Source organism: Streptomyces winkii, from assembly GCF_032248595.1.
GTDB classification, from domain to species: Bacteria; Actinomycetota; Actinomycetes; order Streptomycetales; family Streptomycetaceae; genus Streptomyces; species Streptomyces winkii.
This window is the reverse complement of sequence record NZ_JASTTH010000008.1, coordinates 130,956-151,912: the sequence shown is the minus strand read 5'-3', so window position 1 is coordinate 151,912 and position 20,957 is coordinate 130,956. Positions and strand designations below refer to the sequence as shown.

The window sequence follows — 20,957 nt, the reverse complement described above, 5'->3', positions numbered from 1 at the left end:
CGTGGCGCAGACGGGCATGGCCTTCAGTGTCCGGTGGTGGCGGTCTGCTCGATGGCCGCGGCGAGTTCGGCGACCGTCGGCTGGAGGTAGAGGGTGCGCGCGGAGACAGCGACCCCCAACTCGCTCTGGATGGTGGTGATGAGGCCCGCCGCCATCAGCGAGTGGCCGCCGAGGTCGAAGAAGTCGTCCTCCACGCCCACCGGTTCGATGCCGAGAACCCGGCCCCAGAGCTCCGCCAGATCGCGCTCCAGCGCGGTGACGGGCGCCACGTACTCGTTCCAGACGTCGCGGGGCGCCCTGCTGACCGCCGGGAGGGCACGCCGGTCCACCTTGCCGTTCCGGTTCAGCGTCAGCTCGGGACGGATCTGGATCGCCCACGGCACCATGTAGCCCGGCAGTTCGGCGCCGAGCCGTTCCCGGAGCCGTGCGCCGAGGCCCGGGCCGCCGGCCGCCGGGTCCACCAGGTCACGGGGGTCCGCCGGGACGACGTATGCGATGAGCCGCTTGCGGGTGCTCTCGTCCTGCTGGGCGGCCACCGCCGCGACCGAGACCTCCGGGCAGCGCACCAACGCCTCCTCGACGGCGCCGAGTTCGACGCGGAAGCCCTGCACCTTGACCTGCTGGTCGGCGCGGCCGACGAACTCCACACCGCCGTCGGCCCGCCGTCTGGCCAGGTCGCCTGTGCGGTACATCCGCTCGCCGGGCACCCTCGGGGACGGATGCGGTACGAAGCGCTCCGCCGTCGCGGCCGGACGCCCGAGGTAGCCCCATGCCAGACCCTCCCCCGCCGTGTAGAGCTCGCCGACGACACCCGCGGGCACCGGGTCGCCCTCGCCGTCGAGGATCGCCACGGAGGTGCCGCTGACGGGGCCGCCGATCGACACGGACGGCCCGGCGGGCGGGACCGGCGTCGTCCAGCAGGTCGTGTAGGTGGTGTTCTCGGTCGGCCCGTAGCCGTTGGTGTACAGCACGTCCGGATGCGCCTCGAAGAGCTGCCGCACATGCGGCGCGGAGGCCACGTCGCCGCCCGTCAGCACGTGCCGGACGCCGTCGAAGACGTCGATCCTGGACGCGATCGTGGTGTGCAGCAGCCCCGTGGGCAGCAGCAGCACGCTGACCTGCTCTTCCCGTACGGTCGCGGCCAGTTCGTCCATCTCGACGCGGCCCGCCGGCAGCACCGCGAGCCGGCAGCCGTTGACGAGCGCGCCGAATATCTCGAACGTCGCGGCGTCGAAGGAGACGGGCGAGAGGTGGAGGAAGACGTCCTCGTCGCGGATGTCCACCCAGTCCGTTCCGCGCACCAGCCGGGAGACGGCGCGGTGCGGTACGGCCACGCCCTTGGGCTCGCCGGTGGAGCCCGAGGTGTAGCAGACGTAGGCGAGGTGTTCGGGCGTCAGGCCGGAAGGCGGCGTGAAGGCCGGGCCGCCCTCGCTGCCCCCGGCGGGGTCGACGACCGCGAGCCCCTCGGGAACGAGGCCCTTCAAGTCGCCGTCGGCCACGACGAGTTCGACTCCGGCGTCCCGCGCCAGGCCGGCGTGGCGGGGCGTCGGGTCGTCCGGGTTGAGGGCCAGGTAGGCGCCCCCGCACTTGAGCACGGCCAGCAGCGAGACGATGAGCTCGGCCGAGCGGTTCATCAGTACGGCGATCACGCTGCCCGGGCCGGCTCCCCGTGCCTGGAGGCGGGCGGCCAGCGCCGTCGCGTGTTCGTCCAGTTCGCCGCGGGTGAGGGTGCGTCCGCCGCAGCTGACGGCGGGAGCGTCCGGGTCGCTCGCGGCGTGGGCGTCGATGATCTCTTCCAGGCGGACCGCCTCCCGTGGTGCGCGGCCCGTGCCCCAGAAGCCGGTCGTCCCCTCGGCCCCGGTCAGCGGCGCCGTCGAGGCGACCAGCGCGTCGGGGTCCTTCCTGCCCGCTTGCAGCACCGATCGCACCGTGCCCGCGAAGAGTTCGTCCTCGCCCGCGCCCCAGTCCGGGTCGTCACCGGCCGCGACCTCGATCCGCGGGCCGGGGCGCACCTCGACCAGAGGCCGTCCGGCGGGCGCGGCCTGCACGCTCCCGCCGTCCTGGGAGACCGCGCTGAACCAGATCGCCGGCTCCGGCGCCCCGCCCTCCGGATCGGCCTCGGCGCCGAGCGCGACCAGCGCCTTCTCCGCCTGCTCCAGCAGCCCGGAGAAGGTCTCCGACTCGTCGACGTCCAGTACGGCGACGCCCTCGCGCCGCTCGCCCTCCGCCTCGGCGACGCAGCCGACGGCGATCCGCTCCTGCCGGGAACGGTGGTACACGGCGCCCGCGACTGCCGCGAGAACCTCCGCGGTGCCGGTACCGGTGCCGGTGCCCGCCGCCCGGTCGGGCCCCTTCGCCGTCCCGTTCGCCGTCCCGTTCACGCGTCGACCGTCCTGACGCTGAGCGGACGCATGTCGGTCCAGACCCGGTCGATATGGGCCAGGCACTCCTCTTTGGAGCCCTCTGTTCCCTCGGCCCGCCAGCCCGCTGGAATTTCACGAGCGGCGGGCCAAATCGAGTACTGCTCTTCGTGGTTCAGCACTACCGCATACCGAACGGATCCGGTTTCCGACACAGGCGTCTCCCCTTGGGCGATTCATTTCCGTGAGCATTTGGATTCTGACGGCACGGGCGCGGCGGAGTCGCGTGTCCACGACTTCAGCGTGCTGCCACGGCAAGTTATTGCCAGCCGCGTCCTCAAATGGAGCGGGGCATCGTGTCCCCTTCGCCGGCCGTCGCGACCTCGACCAGCACCCACGAACGCGAGAGCTCTTCCTCCATCACGACGGAGCACAGGCGCCGCGCCGCGTCCAGCGCCTCGTGGCCCGTGAGATGGAGCAGGAACATGGTCACCAGGACGAGCCCGCGCGACCGCTGGACGTGGACGTACTGAAGTCCCGCTGTCGCGTCCGCCGACCGGAGGAAGTAGTCGCCGATGTCGGCCGACTCACCGGGCGGCGGCAGAAAGTACGCAACAGCGATTCGCATTTCTATCCATTCAGTGAGAGGCCGTGAAGCGCAGAGCACCTCATTCCGCGGCGCGGATCTCCACGCGATTGTCGTGGTACACCGCACCGCCCCCCATGTCCGAGTCGCGCTCGTCCACCGTCGCGTTCACTCCCGGCTCGCCGCCGGTGAGTTTCGACCAGTGCCCTTTCGTCGTACGCGCGACACCGGGGCGTACGGAGTCCACTACACGCAACTCCGCCCGGAAAGCGCCCCGGTCGTTGAATATCTCCACCCGCCGCCCCTCGCTCAGACCGCGGGCCGCCGCGTCGTCGGGATGCATCTCGACGACGGGACCGCCCGCCCTGCGGACGAGGGACGGCCGGTTCCCGAAAGTCGTGTTGAGGAAGAAGTGCGAGGCGGAGGAGATCAGCACCAGCGGCAGCCGCCGCGCCAGCTCGCGGTCGGCGGCCTCCTTCGGGGGCGTGTAGCCCGCGAGCGGATCGTGCCCGTCGGCCTCCGCCGCGGCGGAGACGAACTCCAGCCTCCCCGAAGGCGTCGGGAAGCCGTCCGCGAACGGCACGAACGGGCGAGGGTAGTTGAGCCGTACCCAGCCCTCCCGCCGCAGCCGTTCCAGATCGATACCGTCGAGGGACGGATGGCCGCCGGACAGCAGCTCCCTCGCCAGCTCCTCGTCCGAGGCGTAGAGACAGGGATCGCCGAGGCCGAGCCGGCGGGCAAGCCTGCGGAAGGTCTCCGTCGTCGGCAGGCACTCCCCCGGCGGCTCGACCGCCGGTTCGTTCCAGGCGATGTACATGTGGCCGTACCCGTCGTGCAGATCGGCGTGCTCGGTCTGCATCGTGGCGGGAAGGACGATGTCCGCGTAGTCGGCGGTGTCGGTCTGGAAGTGCTCCATGACCACGGTGAACAGGTCCTCGCGCAGCAGCCCTTCGCGCACCCTGTGCTGGGCGCCGACCGCCGCGGCCGGATTCGCGCCGTACACGAACAGGACCTTGACCGGCGGGTCGCCGGCGGTCGTCAGGGCCTCGCCGATGCGGGTCATCGACAGCCCGCGCACGGGCTTCGCCAGGAGGTCGTCCCTGTACAGGGCCTCCCGGTCGCCTCCGAAGTAGCCGTCCGTGGAGTAGGCGACGCCGCCTCCCGGGTACTTCCAGTCCCCCGTCACCCCGGAAAGGGCGGCCAGCGTACGCAGCGCCATGCCGGCCCCGGCGTGCCGCTGGATTCCCTGCGCCGCCTTCATCCCCGTCGGCCGGGTGACGGCGAGCCGCTCCCCCAGCCGTACGACGGACTCCACCGGCAGCCCGCAGATCCCGGCGACCCGCTCGGGCGTGAACTCCTCGATGCGGGCACGGAATTCGGGCCAGCCCGTGGTGTGCCGCGCCAGATACTCGCGGTCCTCCGCGCCCATCGCGACCACCACGTTCAGCAGGCCCAGGGCGAGCGCGGCGTCCGTACCCGGGTTGAGCGGCACGTGCTCGTCCGCGAGCCGCGCGGTGCGTGTCAGCACCGGGTCGACGGCCACGACATGGGCCCCCGCGCTCTGCGCCTCCGCCACGACCTTCCACAAGTGGTGGCTTGTGGTGAGGGTGTTGGTGCCCCACAGCAGGATCAGCCGCGAGTGGCGCAGATCCTCCGGGTCCATGCCCCGGGTGGTGCCCAGCGTGTAGGCGGTGCCGACCAGCCCGGCGACGGAGCAGATGGTCATCTCGTGACGGGAGGCGCCCAGGATGTTCCAGAGCCGGCTGCCGGCTCTGCCCTGAAGTCCCTGGAGATATCCGAGGTTTCCGGTGCCCTGGTACGGCCAGACGGCTTCGCCGCCGTACCGCTCGGCCACGTCCGTGATACGCCCCGCGATCTCGTCGAGCGCCTCGTCCCAGCCGATCCGCTCGAAGCGGCCCTCGCCCTTCCGGCCGACCCGGCGCAGCGGGTGGAGCAGCCGGTCGGGTGAGCGCGTGTGCTCCAGGTACTGGTTGACCTTCACGCACAACGTGCCGCGCGTGTACGGGTGATCGGGGGCGCCGCGCAGCCCGACGGCGACCCCGTCCTCGACCTCGACCTGCCAGGCGCAGCCGTCGGGGCAGTCCAGCGGGCATGCTCCGTGCAGGACCTTCAGGCCGCGCCCCGGACGGGAGGACCTGCCCGGCACGGTTCCGGTCATCCGGTCATCACGTCCTCCGTCGCCGAGTCCCGCGCCACCGGATCAGCGGCCACCGGGTCCGCCGCCGCGTCCGCCGCGTGCAGCAACGCGAGGAAGTCCTCGGCCAGTTCGGTCGATCCGACCTTGGAGCACGGCCCCGTCAGCAGCACGCGCTCACCGTCCTCGATGCGGACACTCACGGACCCTCCCGGCATGATCACCGTCACCTCGGGACCCGTGAGCCCGAGCCGGTGCGCCGCGCACGCGGCGGCGCACGCGCCGCTGCCGGACGTCAGGGTGTACCCGCCGGCCCGCTCCCAGAACTCCGCCCGGAGAGTGCCCCGGTCCACCGCCGTGACGAACTCGACGTTGGTCCCGTCCGGAAAGCCGGGGTGCCCGGAGGCCAGCAACGGGCCAAGCCCGGCGGCCAGTTGGGGGCTCGCCTCGTCGACGTGCACCACGGCGTGCGGCACCCCGTTGTGAACGGCCGTGACCCTCACGGCCGTTCCGGCGACCCGGTGCGGCGCGTCGATCAGCTCCGGGTCGCCGGGCCACCGCGGATCGCGGTGCGTCCACCCGCCCAGATCGATGGTGCTGTCTCCCCCGGCGTCCCCGGAGCGGCGCACCCTCGCGGACCCGCCCGGGGTCCGCAGCGTGATCTCGTCGCGGTCGGTGTAGCCGTGCTCGCCCAGGTAACGGGCGAAGATCCGCAGGCCGTTGCCGCTGCGCGCGCACTCCGTCCCGTCCGGGTTGAACACGCGCACGTGGAACCCGCCGTCCTCATCCCCGCCGGCGGGGCCCGCGGGGAGCGGCCCGTACAGCACTCCGTCCGCACCGACGCCGCGGTGCCGGTCGCACAGGAGCCGGGCGCTGCCGGGCCCGGGGGCGAGCCCGGAGTGCCGGGGGTCGGCGACGAGGTAGTCGTTGCCCAGCGCGTGGTACTTGACGACGCCGCTCATCCCTGGCTGACGGCTTCATTCTCGAAGTCTTCGCCGTACCAGCGCTCGCTCCAGCGGGAGAAGGAGACCACGGTGATGTCCCGGTGACCCTCCTCCCCGACGGGCACGATGTCCGTCACGTAGTGCCACAGGGCCTGGTCGTCGAAGGCCACGGCCTGACCTTCCTGGAGCGTCGTCGTGTAGATCGGCGTCTCCTTGTCCTCCCCCGAGCGCAGGGTCAGTTCGGCGCCGGTGATGCCGGCCCGCCTGTAGACGGAGATCACCACGAACTCGTGGCCGTCCTGGTGGACTCCCTCGGGCACGACGACGCCCTGGAGCTCCTTGTTCGCCACCACGCGGTACTGGTGGACGTTGATCTGCCAGATGTCGTCCTCGGGCAGCGGGATCTGGGCACAGGCCTCGCGGATGTGCTCGGTGAAGTCGACCTCGATCGGCTGGTAGTGGCGCCGGATGCCGCCCGCGACGGGGTTGAACTTGGAGTACGTGACGTACGGACGGTGCGGAAGCCGCTCGAAGTCCCAGGCGCCGTCCTTGTGAACGAGCTTGTACTGCGAGAAGCGCCGCCAGCGGTTGCCCCTGCCGATGTACTCGTCGAGGGCGAGGTCGTCGAAGCTCTCCAGTACGGCGTCGCTCCTGTCCGGAAGGTCGAAGACCCGGAAACCCTGTTCGTTGAGAGCCATGTCGGATGCCTTTCTGAGGGAACGCAACGTGAAGTGCCCTGGCACAGGGCGCAGTTGCGGCCCGCCGGCCGCGCGCCCCGGGGGAGGTCAGGCCGTCGCGGGCTGCTTCTGGCAGTGCTCCAGAACGCGGTCGAGATACCGCTCGGAGGTGTTCAGCCGCACGAGGGTGCCCAGCGCGATCTCGCGGCCGGCGGCCGGGTCGCGCTCGACGACCGGCCCGATGACGTTCTTGTACCAGCCGGCCGCATGGCGCGCGTCGACGCCGATGTGCACGTCGTGGTACGTCTTGCCCTCCGCGGGAAGCCCGAGGCGGTCCCAAGCGGTGACCAGTTCGCGGAACCTGCGCGGCGCCAGGAACTCCGTCACGCCGAAGTATCCGATGGCACGCAGATAGTGACGGCGAGTCAGGGCGATCGCGGCGGAGATGTTGCCGCATTCCTTCGCTTCGAGAAGCAGATTGCCGTCGATGTACTCCTGGTCGGCGCCGACGGATTCGAGGCACTGAGAGAAGAGCGTCGTATGCACCTCGTCGAATTCGCCGTTGCCCATCTCGTCCCAGTAGTTTCCCGCGATCTCCATCTTCTCGGGCCCCTTGGCGCCGATCTGCATGACCGCCAGGATGTCGTCGAACCTCGGGTCGAGGCACGTCTCCTGAGCCAGCAGGAAACGCATGTCCTCTGCGGACGCCGAAGTGCCCAGATACGTCGCGTACATGGGGTGCGAACTCGCGGGGTGGTCCTGGATGAGGGCCTTCAGCCAGCGGACGTACTCCTTGCCGCCAGTGGGGTAGTCCTTGAGCCGCTCCTCCGGAATCCGCCGGAACTCCGCCTCCAGCAGGGCGTTCTCGAGGATGCTGGTGACGTCCTTGATGACGGGCTGCGTGTCCTGGTCGGGGCTGCTCGCCGCGGCCTGGCTGAACTCGTAGGCGTAGACGTCCGTGAGCACGTCGTGGAGCAGTTCGTGTGCCGCCGCGTCCCCGCCGCCCTCACGGAACGCCAGCGCGGCCAGCGTCTTGCATTCTCCGGCCAGTTCGGCCCGTACGCTGTAGTCCTCGGTCAGCTCTTGCCATATTTCGGACGACGTGGAATTCAACGCCGTCGTGAAGTTCCGAAGCAGGGGAAAAGCATTCTGCTGGAATTCCGACATGCCACCATCCCTCTTGACAAAGACCTTCGGCTCATGGACGCAGTGCCGTGTGAAAAGCATTGGCCATGCCGAGGGCCTCTGTCAGCGCCGGGAGCTGACAGGGTGCTGCCACGTCAGTTCCCTGCCAGGAAAGGGGCGATGAGAATCGGGGCGTGCTCTCGCGCTACTTGTCGCGCCCGGACTTCGTCTGGCCGGACGAGCCGGCGGAGCCTCCGCCGCCGCCCTTGCCGCCGGAGCCACCCGCGCCGCCGGGGCCCCCGGGACCGTTGCCGCGCCCGGCGCCCGGACGCGCCGCCGGGCCGCGCCGCACGGACCCCGGAGCGCTCCACTCGGCGCGCTTCCTGGCCCGCTTCCGCGCGAGCTCGGAGGACTCCAGCTGCCAGGGCACGGAGGTCACCATGACGCCGGGGGTGTAGAGCAGCCGCCCCTTCAGGCGCAACGCGCTCTGGTTGTGCAGCAGTTGCTCGTACCAGCGGCCGACGACGTACTCGGGGATGTAGACGCTGACGACGTCCCGCGGATTCTCCCTGCGCAGCCGCTTGACGTAGTCGATGACGGGCCGCGTGATCTCGCGGTACGGAGAGTCGAGGATCTTCAGCGGCACGTCGATGCCGGTCTCCTCCCACTCCCTGCGCAGCTGCGCGGTCTCCTCCGCGTCCACGCTGATGGTCAGCGCCTCCAGCGTGTCGGAACGGTTCAGCCGCGCGTACGCGAGCGCGCGCAGCGTCGGCTTATGCGTCTTGGAGACGAGCACGATCGAGTGCACCCGCGAGGGGCGCACGCGCTTCTCGTCCGGGTCGTCGGCGGCCAACTCCTCGGCGACGAGGTCGTAGTGGCGGCGGATGGCCGTCATCACCCCGTAGAAGAACAGCATGCCGAGCAGCGAAACCCACGCTCCGTGGCCGAACTTGGTCACCAGGACGACCACCAGCACGAGCCCGGTGCAGAACGCGCCGAAGGTGTTGATGGCACGGGAGCGGTACATGCGCCGGCGCACCGTCTGGTCGGTCTCGTCGCCGAGCAGCCGGTTCCAGTGCCGGACCATGCCGACCTGGCTGAGCGTGAACGAGACGAAGACGCCGACGATGTAGAGCTGGATCAGCCGGGTCGAGTCGGCGTCGTAGATCACGACGAGTATGGCGGCGGCGCCCGCCAGCAGCACGATGCCGTTGGAGAAGGCGAGGCGGTCACCCCGGGTGTGCAACTGCCGCGGCAGATAACGGTCCTGGGCGAGGATGGAGCCGAGCAGCGGGAAGCCGTTGTACGCGGTGTTGGCGGCGAGGAAGAGCACGAGGGCCGTGGCGGCGGCGAGGAAGACGAACGGCAGCGTGCCGTCTCCGAACACGGCGGCGGCCACCTGGGAGATGACCGGATTCTGCGCGTAGTCGGGGCCCGCGGGCTTGCCGTTGATGATCAGGTCGCGCGCCGGGTTCTCCGCCATCTTCACGTCGGTCGCGAGGGCCAGGACGATCACCCCGCAGAACATGACGACGGCGATCAGGCCCATCATGGCCAGAGTGGTGGCCGCGTTGCGGGACTTGGGCTTGCGGAAGGCCGGTACGCCGTTGCTGATGGCCTCTACCCCGGTGAGCGCCGCACAGCCGGAGGAGAAGGCACGCAGCAGCAGGAAGGCGAGTGCGAACCCCGCGAGCCCGCCGCTGTGTTCGGCGTGGATCTGGAAGTCGGCGGTGGGCGCCCGCATGTCCTGCCCCAGCACGGCCCCGCGTATGACGCCCCAGAGGATCATCCCGAAGACGCCCGCCACGAAGCAGTACGTGGGAATCGCGAAGAGCTTGCCCGACTCCCGTACGCCGCGCAGATTCATCAGCGTCAGCAGCACGATCGTCACCACGGCCGCGAGCGTCTTGTGCTCGACGATGAACGGCACGGCGGAGCCGAGGTTCTCCACCCCGGAGGAGATGGACACGGCGACGGTCAGTACGTAGTCGACGAGCAGCGCGCTCGCGACCGTCAGCCCCGCACGCCTGCCCAGATTCGTGGTGGCGACCTCGTAGTCGCCGCCGCCCGACGGGTAGGCACGGACGTTCTGCCGGTAGGAGGCGACCACCGTGAACATCAGCACCACGACGGCCAGGGCGATCCACGGGCTGAAGTGGTAGGCGGAGGCGCCTGCGATGGACAGGACGAGGAGAACCTCACCCGGCGCGTACGCGACCGACGACAGCGGGTCGGACGCGAAGACGGGCAGAGCGATGCGCTTGGGCAGCAGAGTTTCCGCCAGCCTGTCGCTGCGCAGGGCACGCCCGAGCAGAAGTCGCTTCGGTAGATGGGTCATCCTAGGCACGGGGAGGATCGTATGCGGTCAGCCGTGCGATCCTGAGACGGCCCGCTGTAAGTGACGAGAGGGACGGGCGTGCATGTTGTGATCATGGGCTGCGGCCGGGTTGGCGCTGAGCTCGCACAGGCTTTGGAGCGGCAGAGCCACACCGTCGCGGTCGTGGACCAGGACCCGACGGCGTTCCGGCGTCTGGGCTCCGGCTTCGGCGGGCGGCGGGTCTCGGGAGTCGGCTTCGACCAGGACACCCTGCGGGAGGCGGGGATCGAGGAGGCCGGAGCGTTCGCCGCGGTCAGCAGCGGAGACAACTCCAACATCATCGCCGCCCGCGTCGCCCGGGAGATGTTCGGCATCGAGCACGTCGCGGCCCGCATCTACGACCCCAAGCGCGCCGAGGTCTACCAGCGCCTCGGCATCCCCACCGTGGCCACCGTGCGCTGGACCGCCGACCAGATGCTGCGCCGGCTGCTGCCCTCGGGGGCGGAGCCGCTGTGGCGTGATCCCAGCGGCGGCGTGCAGCTGGCGGAGGTGCACACGTCCTCGGCCTGGGTGGGCCACCGCGTCAGCAAGCTCCAGGAGGAGGCGGGGGTCAGAGTCGCCTTCCTCACGAGGGTCGGCGAGGCGATGCTTCCGACCTCGGAGACCGTCCTGCAAGAAGGCGATCTCGTCCATGTGATGATGCGCTGCGATCAGATGGATCAGGTGGAGTCCGTCTTCACCGCGGGCCCCGAGGAGGGCCGCTCGTGACCGGCGTACGCACAGCGAACAGGGGACTCGGCCGATGAGGGTAGCTATTGCTGGCGCGGGGGCCGTGGGCCGCTCCATCGCGGGCGAGCTCCTGGAGAACGGGCACGAAGTGCTGCTCATCGACAAGGCACCCACGGCGATCTCGGTGGAGCGCGTCCCGCAGGCCGAGTGGCTGCTGGCCGACGCCTGCGAGATCACCTCGCTCGACGAGGCGGCGCTGGAGCGCTGCAACGTGGTGATCGCGGCCACCGGCGACGACAAGGTCAACCTCGTGGTGTCGCTGCTCGCCAAGACGGAGTACGGCGTTCCGAGGGTCGTCTCGCGCGTCAACAACCCGAAGAACGAATGGCTGTTCAACGAGTCGTGGGGCGTCGACGTCGCCGTCTCGACGCCGCGGCTGATGTCCGCCCTCGTCGAGGAGGCCGTGAGCGTCGGCGACCTGGTGCGGCTGCTGCGCTTCTCGCAGGGCGACGCGAACCTCGTCGAGCTGACGCTGCCGCCGGAGGCGGCCCTGGCCGGGACGCGCGTGGGCGATGTGACGTGGCCGGAGGACACGGCCCTGGTCACGATCATCCGCGGCAACCGCGTCCTGGTGCCGGACAGGGACGACGCCCTGGAGGTCGGCGACGAGCTGCTGTTCGTGGCCGCGCCCGCGCGCGAGGCCCAGCTGGAGGACCTGCTGTCGGTTCGCGGGTAGGTGCCGAGCAGCACGCGAGCAGTACGCGGACGGGAGCCGTGCCCGGCGCACGCCCTCACGTGCGTGGTGCTGTCACCGGGGCCGACGGCCCTCCGGCGGAGCCGGCGGGAGTGCGGCCGGCCGGTCAGCGCCGGTGGCGCCCGCCGGGGCCGGAACGGGAGCCCTGACCCGACTCGTCCGAGGGCCGCTGGGCTTCCGGGTCGGAGAGCAGCGCGCGTGCGGCGTCGTCGGCCAAGCCGTCGCCGATCGCGTCGAGCGTCTTGCGCTGTTCCCGCTCCTGCTTCTCCCGCTCCTCGCGCTCCTTCTCGGCTTCTTCCTCCGCCTCCATCTCCGCGATGACGTTGATGGGCGCGGGCGCCTTCGCCAGGAAGATCCACGTCAGATAGACGGCCAGGAGGAACGGCGGGATCTTCAGCGCCACCGTGACCCAGCCGAACCGGGTGGTGTCCCCCCACAGATACAGCGGGAAGAGCACGGCGGACTTGCCGAGCAGGATGAGCCCCCACGCGTAACTGGCCTTGGTGTACGCCTTCTTGCGGCCCGGGTTCCGCTTCCGCCAGGAGAGGTTCTCCTTGAACACCGGCCCGAGCACGAGTCCCAGCAGGGGCACGCCGGCGGCGGCCGTGACGATGTACGCGACGGCGAGCCCGAGCGTGTAGAACATGCCCGGCAGATAGAAGTCCTTGGCATTGCCGGTCATCATCGCGAAGAGCACGCCGAAGGCCACACCGAAGACGCCGCTGAAGGCGTGCTTGACGGTGTCGCGGCGGACCAGCCGCGAGATCCCCAGGACCGCGGAGATCGCCAGCGCCGTCAGGGCCGCGGAGTGGATGTCCTTGTTGACGGTGTAGATCGTGATGAAGACCAGGCCGGGAAGCGTCGTCTCCACCAGCCCGCGGAATCCGCCGAAGGCTTCGAAGAGGGCGGCTTCGGTGACGGCGCGGGGGGCGGCCGCCTCACCGTCGGCCCCGGTTCCGGATTCGGATGCGGTTCCGGAGCCTGTACCGGCCCGTTCTCCGGTTCCGTCCGCGGTCGGCTTGTCGAGGGGGGTCACCCACTACTCCTGTCCGAGGGGTCGCAACTCGTACTTCGGGTTGAACATCACCGGGCGGCCGTGGTTCATCGAGATCCGCCCCCACGCGATCAGACCGCGGCCCGGCTCGATGCCCGCGATGGCGCGGCGGCCCAGCCAGACCACGTCCAGGGCGGCGGACCCGTCGAACAGCTCCGCCTCCAGCGTCGGCACCCCGGCCCGGGGGCGCAGGGTGACGGTGCGCAGCGTACCTGTCACGCGCACGATCTGACGGTCACCGCACGCCGCGATGCGGGTGCAGCCCTTGCTGTCGGCCTCCTGCCGCAGCTCCTGCGAGTGCAGATCCTCCTCGGAGGAGGACAGCCGCTCCAGAAAACGCTTGAAGCGCCCGCCTGCGCCGCGCTGTTCGTTCTCTGCTCGGGTGGCGCCACTCATGCAGCCAGGGTACCGGTGCGTCCCGGCCGGTTTGCAGGGCGACGGAGATACGGTACGGGCCCCTTCCGGGGCTCCCTGTGCGCGCTCACGGTTCGCGGCCCCAGGACGGCGACGAGCCGCCGGCACGCGCTCTCACACGCGTACACGGCGGCTCCCGGGACTCCACGGCCCCTGCCTTCCGCTCTTCCGCCTCTCAGCGCACCTCGGTGATCTCCGGGCCCCGCTGGAGCTTGTCGAGGCCGCCCGCGAAGCGCGAGCCCTCCTCGACGGTCTCCTGCTGGACTCCGTCCGGCACCATCTGCGCGTCCTCCGGCAGCTTCAGGACGATCGGGTCTCGGGGCGCCATCGGCGCCTCGCCGCGCACGATCACCGTGTCCCGGAAGACCTGCTCCAGCAGCCCGCCGGACTGCGGCTGCACCGCGCCCTGGCCGGAGATCACGCCCCGCAGGAACCAGCGCGGCCCGTCGACGCCGATGAAGCGCACGACCTGGACCCCGTTGGTGCCGTCGGGCAGCTGCACGGGGACCTGCGCCCGCAGCTCCCAGCCGAGCGGGCCCTCGACCTCGTCGATCACGCCGCCCTGCTTGGTGATGCCGGTCGCGATCTCCTCGCGGACCTCTTCCCAGAGGCCCTCGCGCTTGGGCGCGGCGAACGCCTGCAGCTGGAGGGCGCTGTCCTGCACGACGAGCGTGGCCGCGACGATGGACTCCCCCGCGACCTCGACCCGCAGTTCCATGCCTTCGACACCCGGTACGTACATGCCGCCGAGGTTGACGCGGCCGCTGCTCGGGTCGGTGACCTCTGTCACGTCCCAGGGACCGTCGGGGCGCGGCGCCGGCGGCAGCTTCACGCGCGTCGCTTCGGCGTCCGTGACCGCGTCGGCCGAGCGTGAGTCCGGGGCCCCGTTCCGCCCGTCCAGCCCGTCCTGCTCGTACGAGCCGAAGTCGTCCGAGGTGCCCGTCTCAGGCTCTTCGCTCTTCTTGCGACGACGTCCGAACACGTCACTGTCCTCTCAGGTCGGAATGCCGGTCGGCCCCGACCGGAACGTAGTCATTCTGATGTGCGGCGGCCTGGCTGTGACCGCCTGTGGAGCCGAATCCCCCTGCGGCCCGCGCCGAGCCCGGCAACTCCGCCACCTCGTGGAAACGCACCTTCTCCACTTGCTGGACGACGAGTTGGGCAATGCGGTCGAGACGCTCGAACCGCACGGACTCGCGCGGATCAAGATTGGCCACGATCACCTTGATCTCCCCACGGTACCCGGCATCGACGGTTCCGGGTGCATTGACCAAGGAGATGCCGCACCGGGCCGCCAGCCCCGAGCGCGGGTGCACGAAGGCCGCGTAGCCCTCGGGCAGCGCGATCGCGATCCCCGTGGGCAGAACGGTCCGCTCGCCCGGCGCGAGCTCGGCGGCCTCGGTGGTCACGAGGTCGCAGCCGGCGTCGCCGGGGTGCGCGTAGGCGGGCACGGGGACGCCGGGATCCACGCGCAGCAGCATGACGTCGACGGGGCTCGTGCTCACGGGTTCACCTCGAATGCCCGCGCGCGGCGGACCTGGTCGGGATCGGCCATCGCGGCCTGGATCTCCTCGTCGCGTCCGTGGTCGGTGAAGTGCTCGACGCCGACCTTGATGAAGAGGGCCTCGGCGCGTACGGCGAGGGGGCCCTCGGGGCCGCCGATCCGGCCCGTGGCGCTGGTGAAGACCTTCCGCCCGTGTACGGCGGTGACCGCCGCGCTCAGATGCAGCACCGTGTCGACGGGCACCGGGCGGACGAAGTCGGTCTCCAGCCGTCCCGTCACCACGATCACGTGGATGAGCCAGCCGAGAGAGCCCATCGTCTCGTCCAGCGCCGTGGACAGTACGCCTCCGTGCGCGAGGCCCGGAGCGCCCTGGTGCACCGGGCGCACCTTGAACTCCGCGGTGACGTCGACGCCTTCGCCCGCTCTGACCTCCAGGTGCAGGCCGTGCGCCTGGGCTCCGCCGCAGCCGAAGCAGTGCTCGTAGTGGGAGCCGAGGAGCTCTCCGGGGGCCGGTGCGTCGGGGTGGCGTACCGCGGCGGCGGCGCCGCGTGGCGGCGTCAGCGATGTCTTCGGCGGATCGGTACGGGCCGGAGGCTCCGGCGCGTTCCGCGGTCGGGCTGTACTCACGTGTGCAGACCCTACCGCCGGGTTGGGCCGCGGAGCCGCTGTACGGAGCACGGAGCCCCGCAGTCGGGCCGCCGCACCGCGTGACAGGCTTGGCGCATGGTTGCTCAGGAACGGCCCTACGACGAACGCCTCACGGCTCCCCGCTCGTGGTGGCTCATCGCCGCTCTCGTCGGCGTCGGCGGTGCGCTGACGATGCTGCCGCTCGGGGTGCTGCCGATGCTGGGCGGGCTGGCGGCGGGAAGCGTGCTGGCGGCCGTCGGGGTCAGCTCGTACGGCTCCGCGCGCATCCGCGTCGTCGCGGACTCGCTCGTGGCGGGAGACGCGCGCGTGCCGCTGTCGGCGCTGGGGACTGTGCATGTGCTGGACGAGGACGAGGCCTTCGCCTGGCGCACGCACAAGGCCGATCCGCGTGCGCACATGCTGCTGCGCAGCTACATCCGTACCGCGGTGCGGATCGAGGTGACGGACCCGGCCGATCCGACGCCGTACCTCTATCTCTCCACGCGCTCGCCGCGGCGGCTGGCCGACGCTCTCTCGGCCGCGGCGGAACGGCGTCCGGCACCGGAGTAAGGGTCCGGGGGCTTTGCGGGGCCGCGTCCTGCGGATGTCTCGCGGCGCTCCGGGACGGGAGCGCGGGGCGGGCTCAGCGTGACGAGGGCGGCAGAGCGGCCCTGCCGGCGCGCCCGGTGACGGCCCGGCCGCCTTCCCCGTGCGGCAGCGGCTCCCAGCCGTTGCCGGTGCGGCGCAGATCCTCGCGGATCTTCTCCGCGATCTTCTTGGTGTCCCGGCTGTTCATCACGGCGCCCACCGCGGCGCCGACCATGAAGGGCGCGAGGTTCGGGAGGTTGCGCACGGTGCGCTTGAGGAGCCGCTGCCTCAGTTCACGCTTCATCTGGCCGCCGAGGGCGGCGTTCAGCGTCGTCGGTCTGGTGATGTCGATGCCGCGCTCGGAGGTCCACGCTCCGAGGTAGGCGGCGGCCCGCTGTTTGACGTTGCCGGGCGGACGGTGTCCGTACACCTCGTGCAGCTCGGCGATGAGCTTCAGCTCGACGGAGGCGACGCCGACGATCTCGGCGGCCAGCTCGGCGGGCATCGCCGGCGGGACGGGCATCATCGCGGCGGCGCCGACTCCGGCTCCCACGGTCGCCGAGCCTCGCACCGCTCCGGCGACCAGCTTGTCCGCGATCTCCTCCGGTCCAAGGCCGGGGAACTGCTTCCGCAGCGTCTCCAGATCCCGTACGGGAATACGGGGCGCTGTCTCGACGACACGGTCGGCGACAAAGCCGAGGAAGGCGCGGACCTTGCCGCCGCTGCGCTGCTTCGCGGTGTCGCCGCCGCTCGCCGCACCTTGTACGACGACGTCGGCTCCTTCACCGGCGTCTCTGTCTCCCGCGCCACCGCTGCCCCCCTTGCGCGGCCACGGGAGGCGCACCCGCTGACGGGACTTCGCGGGGATCGGCACGAGCGAGGTCCGCTGGTCGGGCTCGCCTCGCTCGTCGTCACGCGTGTCGTCCGCCACTACGGCAGCACCACTCCGCTCAGGCCGCGCAGTCGCGGCAGACCGGCTGGCCGTTCTTCTCGGCAGCCAGCTGGGACCGGTGGTGGACGAGGAAGCAGCTCATGCATGTGAACTCGTCGGCCTGGCGGGGCAGCACCCGCACGGACAGTTCCTCGTTGGAGAGGTCCGCGCCGGGCAGCTCCAGGCCCTCGGCCTGCTCGAACTCGTCGACGTCGACGTTGGACGCCGACTTGTCGTTCCGCCGGGCCTTCAGCTCTTCGATGCTGTCTTCGTTGACGTCGTCATCGGTCTTGCGTGGGGTGTCGTAGTCCGTTGCCATTTCGCTCTCCCCCTCTGGGTTTCTTTGGTGTCTCCAGCGCACGTAACGCGTGAGAGGCCGGACTTGTGCCCGACCTGAGGCGGAGATTTTGCCTCACATCAAGGTCTGTTACTCAATCGACACCCAACCGCACCCCTGAAGAGGTGATCGCGTCGGCTGTCGAGGAGGACCTTAAACGGTCCACTGCTCGCACTGCGCGCATGCACCCCGGGTACTGCCCACTATCTCCACCAGCGGAAACCTGGATTTTCCGGTAATTCTTCGCTTACCGAGGTCACCCTGGGTGGGGAGCGCGAAAATCGTGTGTGTGATCGATCACAGACCCGATCGGTTCGCGCTCGTGGACAAGATTCCGCAGATAGCGAACCCGGCGGGTTATCCTCCCCGGCTCCCTCCACGGGCACCGGGGCCGGGTCGCGGCCACCGCACGGGGCCGGCGCGGCCCTCACACGGGCAGCACGACGCGCAGCGCAAGCCCTCCCTCCTCACGGGGCTGTGCCGTGACCGTCCCGCCGTGGGCCCGCGCCACGGAGCGCACGATCGACAGGCCGAGGCCCACCCCCTTGTCGCTGCCCGTACGGTCGCTGCGCAGCCGCCGGAAGGGCTCGAAGAGGTTGTCGAGCTCGTACGCCGGAACCGCCGGGCCCGTGTTCTCGACGAGCAGCATCGCGTGGCCGGGCAGCGCCTCCGTCGTCACGGAGACCCATCCGTCCTCCTGCTGGTTATAACGCACGGCGTTCTGCACGAGGTTGAGAGCGACGCGCTCCAGAAGCACACCGTTTCCCTGTACGTACACGGGCTGCCGGACTCCACGCAGCTCCACGCCCTTGCTCTCGGCCTCGGCCCGCACCTGCTCGACGGCGTGCCCGGCGACCTCGGCGAGGTCGACGGGCTTGCGGTCGACGATCTCGTTCTCGCTGCGCGCCAGCAGCAGCAGGCCCTCCACCAGCTGCTCGCTGCGCTCGTTCGTGGCCAGCAGCGTCTTGCCCAGCTGCTGGAGCTCCGGCGAGGCCTCCGGATCGGAGAGCTGGACCTCCAGCAGCGTGCGGTTGATCGCGAGCGGGGTGCGCAGCTCGTGGGAGGCGTTCGCGACGAAGCGCTGCTGCGCGGTGAAGGCGCGGTCGAGCCTGTCGAGCATCTCGTCGAAGGTGTCCGAGAGCTCCTTCAGCTCGTCGTCCGGGCCCTCCAGCTCGATCCGCTTGTGCAGGTCGGAGCTGGCGACCTGGCGGGCGGTGCGGGTGATGCGGCCCAGCGGCGAGAGGACCCGCCCGGCCATCACGTAACCGAAGGCGAAGGCCGCCACCGCGAGGCCGACCAGCGCCATCAGGGAGCGCTGGAGCAGATTGTCGAGGGCCACGGCGCGCTGGGCGTCGGTGCACTCGCCGAGCCGCTGCATGAACTGCTCGCTCGGCAGCGTGCCGGTCAGACCGGGGCAACTGTCGGACGTGAGCTGCGCGTTGGCGTTGAGGATGCGGAACGGGAGCTTGCTGCCCTCGTGCAGGGCCTCGGCCGCCAGCAGATAGATCAGGGTGAGCAGCACCATTCCGGCGATGAGGAACATGCCGCCGTACAGCAGCGTGAGCCGTATCCGGATCGTCGGACGCAGCCAGGGGTACGGACGCGAGGGCTCGCCCGGGTCCCACGTGGGCTTGGGCGGCGCCTCGGCGGGCGCGGCCGGCGGCTGCTGACGGGACTCGGCCGGCTCCGAGGGAGTCGTGGAGGCTGACATGGCGATCAGATCCTGTATCCCGCGCCGGGGACGGTGAGGATCACCGGGGGCTCGCCGAGCTTCCGGCGCAGCGTCATCACGGTGACCCGTACGACGTTGGTGAAGGGGTCGGTGTTCTCGTCCCAGGCCTTCTCCAGCAGCTGCTCCGCGGAGACGACGGTGCCCTCGCCGCGCATCAGCACCTCCAGTACGGCGAACTCCTTCGGGGCGAGCTGGATCTCCGCGTCGTTGCGGAAGACCTCGCGCCGGTTCGGGTCGAGCCTGATCCCCGCGCGCTCAAGTACGGGCGGCAGCGGCGAGGTGGTGCGGCGGCCCAGTGCCCTCACGCGCGCGACGAGTTCGGAGAAGGCGAAGGGCTTGGGCAGATAGTCGTCGGCGCCGATCTCGAGTCCCTCGACGCGGTCGCTGACGTCGCCGGAGGCGGTCAGCATCAGCACCCTCGTCGGCAGGCCGAGTTCGACGATGTTGCGGCAGACGTCGTCGCCGTGGACGAGGGGCAGGTCGCGGTCGAGGACGACGACGTCGTAGTCGTTGACGTCGATACGCTCCTCGGCGGCCGCACCGTCGTAGACCACGTCGACGGCCATGGCTTCGCGGCGGAGCCCGGTCGCGACGGCATCGGCGAGCAGCTGCTCGTCCTCGACGACGAGTACGCGCACGGTGCCTTCCTTCCTGGTGCTGAAATCCGCACGCACATGTGCGTGCGGAGGCTTGCTGTGATGCTGCAATCCTGCCCCGTACCTCGGTAAATCGTCGGTAAGAGCCGGTTCGCGGAGGACGCGCGAGATTTTTGGGGGCTTGAGGTTTCTCTGAGGTTGCAGGCGGGGAGGACGGAGGGCACACCCCGCGATCACGCCCTGTAGGCGGCTAGCCACCCGGCCGAGAGATCGGTCGCTCCGGCTGCCGACCGTCCAGCCAGGGAGCACGTCGTGATCATGATCGACCGAACCCTCGGCACACTCCCCGTGCCACCGACCCATGACGAGGGGGCGCACATGGACGCGTTCACTGCCGGACTTCTGCAGCGTATACAGAACACCGAGAGCGACCTGAGCCGCGCTCGTGAGTCGGGCGACGACTTCCTCGTGGACGTCGAACAGTCGGAGCTGGAAGATCTCCGCCGCATCGCCGCCGAGCACGGCGTGCAGATCGGCGCCAGCACGGTCTGAACGCCCCTGGCCGCGGCGGAGAGCGCTTCTCGTACGAGGCCGACGGCCCACCGGATCACACGATCCGAACCGGACACGCATTCATATGAGCCCCGGGAGCCCCCCGCCCCGGGGCTCATTCATGTCCAGGCGGGAGAGAACGTACGAGGCTCAGTCGCGCCAGGCACCGAGGCGGTCGAGCAGCGGCTGAAGGATCTCGAAGACTCCAGGTGAGGCCGCGACCGCGAGGTCGCCGTCCGGCGGGAGACCGGGACGTCCGCCCGTACGCGCCCCGGCCTCGCGCGCGATGAGATCGCCGGCGGCGATGTCCCACACGTGCAGTCCGCGCTCGTAGAAGGCGTCGAGCCGTCCGGCGGCGACGTCGCACAGATCGACGGCTGCCGAGCCGGAGCGGCGGATGTCGCGGACGCGGGGGATCAGCTGCCGGACGAGTTCGGCCTGGGCCGCGCGCCGCTCGGCCACGTAGTTGAAGCCCGTGGCGATCAGCGCCTGGTCGAGCGGCGGCGCCGGACGGCACTGCACGGGCTGGGCGTTGCGGAAGGCGCCGTGGCCGAGCGCAGCGCGGAAGGTCTCCCGCCGCGGAGGCGACTCGACGACGCCGATGACGGTCTCCCCTTCGAATTCCGCGGCGATGGAGACGGCCCAGCCGGGCAGCCCGTACAGATAGTTCACGGTGCCGTCGAGGGGGTCGACGATCCAGCGGACGCCGCTCGTGCCCGCGGAGGAGGCGCCCTCCTCGCCGAGGAATCCGTCGTCGGGCCGGCGCTCGGCGAGATAGCCGGTGATCAGCTTCTCGGAGGCGAGGTCCATCTCCGTGACGACGTCGACGGAGCTGGACTTGGTGGCGGAGACCTCGAGGTCGGCGGGGCGTCCGTCGTGGAGGAGGGCGCCGGCGCGGTGGGCGGCCTCCAGGGCGAGTTCGAGGAGTTCCGCCTTGAGCTGGTCGGCCTGGACGCTCACGTTTCTCCTTGCTCG

Annotated in this window: 22 protein-coding genes; 4 read left to right on the top strand and 18 right to left on the bottom strand. The window is 70.6% G+C overall.

The genetic code is table 11. The features are described 5' to 3' along the window. Nucleotides 1–23 precede the first annotated feature (23 nt). The 8 genes from QQM67_RS24230 to QQM67_RS24195 all read right to left on the bottom strand — a co-directional run bounded on the left by QQM67_RS24230 (nt 24) and on the right by QQM67_RS24195 (nt 10,185). Nucleotides 24–2,381 carry a non-ribosomal peptide synthetase gene (locus QQM67_RS24230; protein WP_314176403.1) on the bottom strand — a complete coding sequence of 786 codons (2,358 nt, stop codon included), beginning with the start codon at nt 2,379–2,381 and terminating at the stop codon, nt 24–26. Next, complete coding sequence (locus tag QQM67_RS24225; RefSeq protein WP_314176402.1) at nt 2,378–2,575, bottom strand: MbtH family protein; 198 nt, start codon at nt 2,573–2,575, stop codon at nt 2,378–2,380. Before QQM67_RS24225 ends, QQM67_RS24230 begins: the two co-directional genes overlap by 4 nt. 122 nt (nt 2,576–2,697) lie before the next feature. Further along, on the bottom strand, nt 2,698–2,988 hold the full coding sequence (locus QQM67_RS24220) for a hypothetical protein (RefSeq protein WP_314176400.1): 291 nt from the start codon (nt 2,986–2,988) through the stop codon (nt 2,698–2,700). Between the two features lie 40 nt (nt 2,989–3,028). Then, nucleotides 3,029–5,125, bottom strand: a complete 2,097-nt coding sequence (locus tag QQM67_RS24215; RefSeq protein WP_314176399.1) for a molybdopterin-containing oxidoreductase family protein — start codon at nt 5,123–5,125, stop codon at nt 3,029–3,031. After that, nucleotides 5,122–6,063: a diaminopimelate epimerase gene (gene dapF / locus QQM67_RS24210; protein WP_314176397.1), complete on the bottom strand. Its 942-nt coding sequence runs from the start codon at nt 6,061–6,063 to the stop codon at nt 5,122–5,124. Before dapF ends, QQM67_RS24215 begins: the two co-directional genes overlap by 4 nt. Beyond that, a complete protein-coding gene (locus tag QQM67_RS24205) occupies nt 6,060–6,743 on the bottom strand; it encodes a 2OG-Fe dioxygenase family protein (protein ID WP_314176395.1) in 684 nt (227 codons plus the stop codon). Before QQM67_RS24205 ends, dapF begins: the two co-directional genes overlap by 4 nt. Nucleotides 6,744–6,830: 87 nt before the next feature. Then, entirely contained in the window at nt 6,831–7,835 is a 1,005-nt protein-coding gene (locus QQM67_RS24200; RefSeq protein WP_314176394.1) for an iron-containing redox enzyme family protein, read from the bottom strand. Nucleotides 7,836–8,052: 217 nt separating this feature from the next. After that, nucleotides 8,053–10,185, bottom strand: a complete 2,133-nt coding sequence (locus QQM67_RS24195; RefSeq protein WP_399067582.1) for an amino acid permease — start codon at nt 10,183–10,185, stop codon at nt 8,053–8,055. A gap of 78 nt (nt 10,186–10,263) precedes the next feature. Here QQM67_RS24195 and QQM67_RS24190 point away from each other — a divergent pair, with 78 nt between their 5' ends. Continuing rightward, nucleotides 10,264–10,932 (top strand): potassium channel family protein, encoded by a 669-nt coding sequence (locus QQM67_RS24190; protein ID WP_314176390.1) that lies wholly within the window; start codon nt 10,264–10,266, stop codon nt 10,930–10,932. Between the two features lie 34 nt (nt 10,933–10,966). Further along, complete coding sequence (locus QQM67_RS24185) at nt 10,967–11,629, top strand: potassium channel family protein (RefSeq protein ID WP_169135807.1); 663 nt, start codon at nt 10,967–10,969, stop codon at nt 11,627–11,629. A gap of 124 nt (nt 11,630–11,753) precedes the next feature. On the opposite strand, the gene QQM67_RS24180 is transcribed toward QQM67_RS24185, so the two are convergent. The 5 genes from QQM67_RS24180 to QQM67_RS24160 form a co-directional block, all read right to left on the bottom strand. Beyond that, a complete protein-coding gene (locus QQM67_RS24180) occupies nt 11,754–12,683 on the bottom strand; it encodes a DUF3159 domain-containing protein (protein ID WP_314176389.1) in 930 nt (309 codons plus the stop codon). 3 nt (nt 12,684–12,686) lie between these two features. After that, on the bottom strand, nt 12,687–13,097 hold the full coding sequence (locus tag QQM67_RS24175) for an OB-fold nucleic acid binding domain-containing protein (RefSeq protein WP_314176387.1): 411 nt from the start codon (nt 13,095–13,097) through the stop codon (nt 12,687–12,689). A 193-nt stretch (nt 13,098–13,290) separates the two neighbouring features. Further along, nucleotides 13,291–14,097 (bottom strand): DUF3710 domain-containing protein, encoded by an 807-nt coding sequence (locus tag QQM67_RS24170; RefSeq protein ID WP_314176385.1) that lies wholly within the window; start codon nt 14,095–14,097, stop codon nt 13,291–13,293. Between the two features lies 1 nt (nt 14,098). Continuing rightward, nucleotides 14,099–14,620, bottom strand: coding sequence for a dUTP diphosphatase (gene dut / locus QQM67_RS24165; protein ID WP_314176383.1), 522 nt, complete (start codon nt 14,618–14,620; stop codon nt 14,099–14,101). Then, complete coding sequence (locus QQM67_RS24160; protein ID WP_399067580.1) at nt 14,617–15,180, bottom strand: hotdog domain-containing protein; 564 nt, start codon at nt 15,178–15,180, stop codon at nt 14,617–14,619. The genes dut and QQM67_RS24160 overlap by 4 nt, the downstream gene beginning before the upstream one ends. Nucleotides 15,181–15,342: 162 nt before the next feature. Between QQM67_RS24160 and QQM67_RS24155 the strand changes: the two genes are divergently transcribed. After that, nucleotides 15,343–15,816, top strand: a complete 474-nt coding sequence (locus QQM67_RS24155) for a DUF3093 domain-containing protein (RefSeq protein WP_314176380.1) — start codon at nt 15,343–15,345, stop codon at nt 15,814–15,816. Between the two features lie 73 nt (nt 15,817–15,889). Here QQM67_RS24155 and QQM67_RS24150 read toward each other — a convergent pair whose 3' ends face one another. The 4 genes from QQM67_RS24150 to QQM67_RS24135 form a co-directional block, all read right to left on the bottom strand. Continuing rightward, entirely contained in the window at nt 15,890–16,831 is a 942-nt protein-coding gene (locus tag QQM67_RS24150) for a hypothetical protein (protein WP_399067578.1), read from the bottom strand. Beyond that, nucleotides 16,785–17,084: a DUF4193 domain-containing protein gene (locus QQM67_RS24145; RefSeq protein WP_070010553.1), complete on the bottom strand. Its 300-nt coding sequence runs from the start codon at nt 17,082–17,084 to the stop codon at nt 16,785–16,787. Before QQM67_RS24145 ends, QQM67_RS24150 begins: the two co-directional genes overlap by 47 nt. Nucleotides 17,085–17,529: 445 nt before the next feature. Continuing rightward, entirely contained in the window at nt 17,530–18,813 is a 1,284-nt protein-coding gene (locus tag QQM67_RS24140) for a sensor histidine kinase (protein ID WP_314176377.1), read from the bottom strand. A gap of 5 nt (nt 18,814–18,818) precedes the next feature. Continuing rightward, nucleotides 18,819–19,472, bottom strand: a complete 654-nt coding sequence (locus QQM67_RS24135; RefSeq protein WP_314176376.1) for a response regulator transcription factor — start codon at nt 19,470–19,472, stop codon at nt 18,819–18,821. A gap of 270 nt (nt 19,473–19,742) precedes the next feature. Between QQM67_RS24135 and QQM67_RS24130 the strand changes: the two genes are divergently transcribed. Further along, complete coding sequence (locus QQM67_RS24130) at nt 19,743–19,982, top strand: hypothetical protein (RefSeq protein WP_314176855.1); 240 nt, start codon at nt 19,743–19,745, stop codon at nt 19,980–19,982. Nucleotides 19,983–20,132: 150 nt separating this feature from the next. Here QQM67_RS24130 and QQM67_RS24125 read toward each other — a convergent pair whose 3' ends face one another. Further along, entirely contained in the window at nt 20,133–20,942 is an 810-nt protein-coding gene (locus QQM67_RS24125; RefSeq protein WP_314176374.1) for an inositol monophosphatase family protein, read from the bottom strand. Between the last annotated feature and the right edge of the window lie 15 nt (nt 20,943–20,957).

Coding starts and splice junctions, on each gene's coding strand:
- QQM67_RS24195 (WP_399067582.1), bottom strand. CDS start 10,185: ATGACCCATCTACCGAAGCGACTTCTGCTCGGGCGTGCCCTGCGCAGC.
- QQM67_RS24155 (WP_314176380.1), top strand. CDS start 15,343: ATGGTTGCTCAGGAACGGCCCTACGACGAACGCCTCACGGCTCCCCGC.
- QQM67_RS24145 (WP_070010553.1), bottom strand. CDS start 17,084: ATGGCAACGGACTACGACACCCCACGCAAGACCGATGACGACGTCAAC.
- QQM67_RS24175 (WP_314176387.1), bottom strand. CDS start 13,097: ATGAGTGGCGCCACCCGAGCAGAGAACGAACAGCGCGGCGCAGGCGGG.
- dapF (WP_314176397.1), bottom strand. CDS start 6,063: ATGAGCGGCGTCGTCAAGTACCACGCGCTGGGCAACGACTACCTCGTC.
- QQM67_RS24185 (WP_169135807.1), top strand. CDS start 10,967: ATGAGGGTAGCTATTGCTGGCGCGGGGGCCGTGGGCCGCTCCATCGCG.
- QQM67_RS24215 (WP_314176399.1), bottom strand. CDS start 5,125: ATGACCGGAACCGTGCCGGGCAGGTCCTCCCGTCCGGGGCGCGGCCTG.
- QQM67_RS24205 (WP_314176395.1), bottom strand. CDS start 6,743: ATGGCTCTCAACGAACAGGGTTTCCGGGTCTTCGACCTTCCGGACAGG.
- QQM67_RS24220 (WP_314176400.1), bottom strand. CDS start 2,988: ATGCGAATCGCTGTTGCGTACTTTCTGCCGCCGCCCGGTGAGTCGGCC.
- QQM67_RS24140 (WP_314176377.1), bottom strand. CDS start 18,813: ATGTCAGCCTCCACGACTCCCTCGGAGCCGGCCGAGTCCCGTCAGCAG.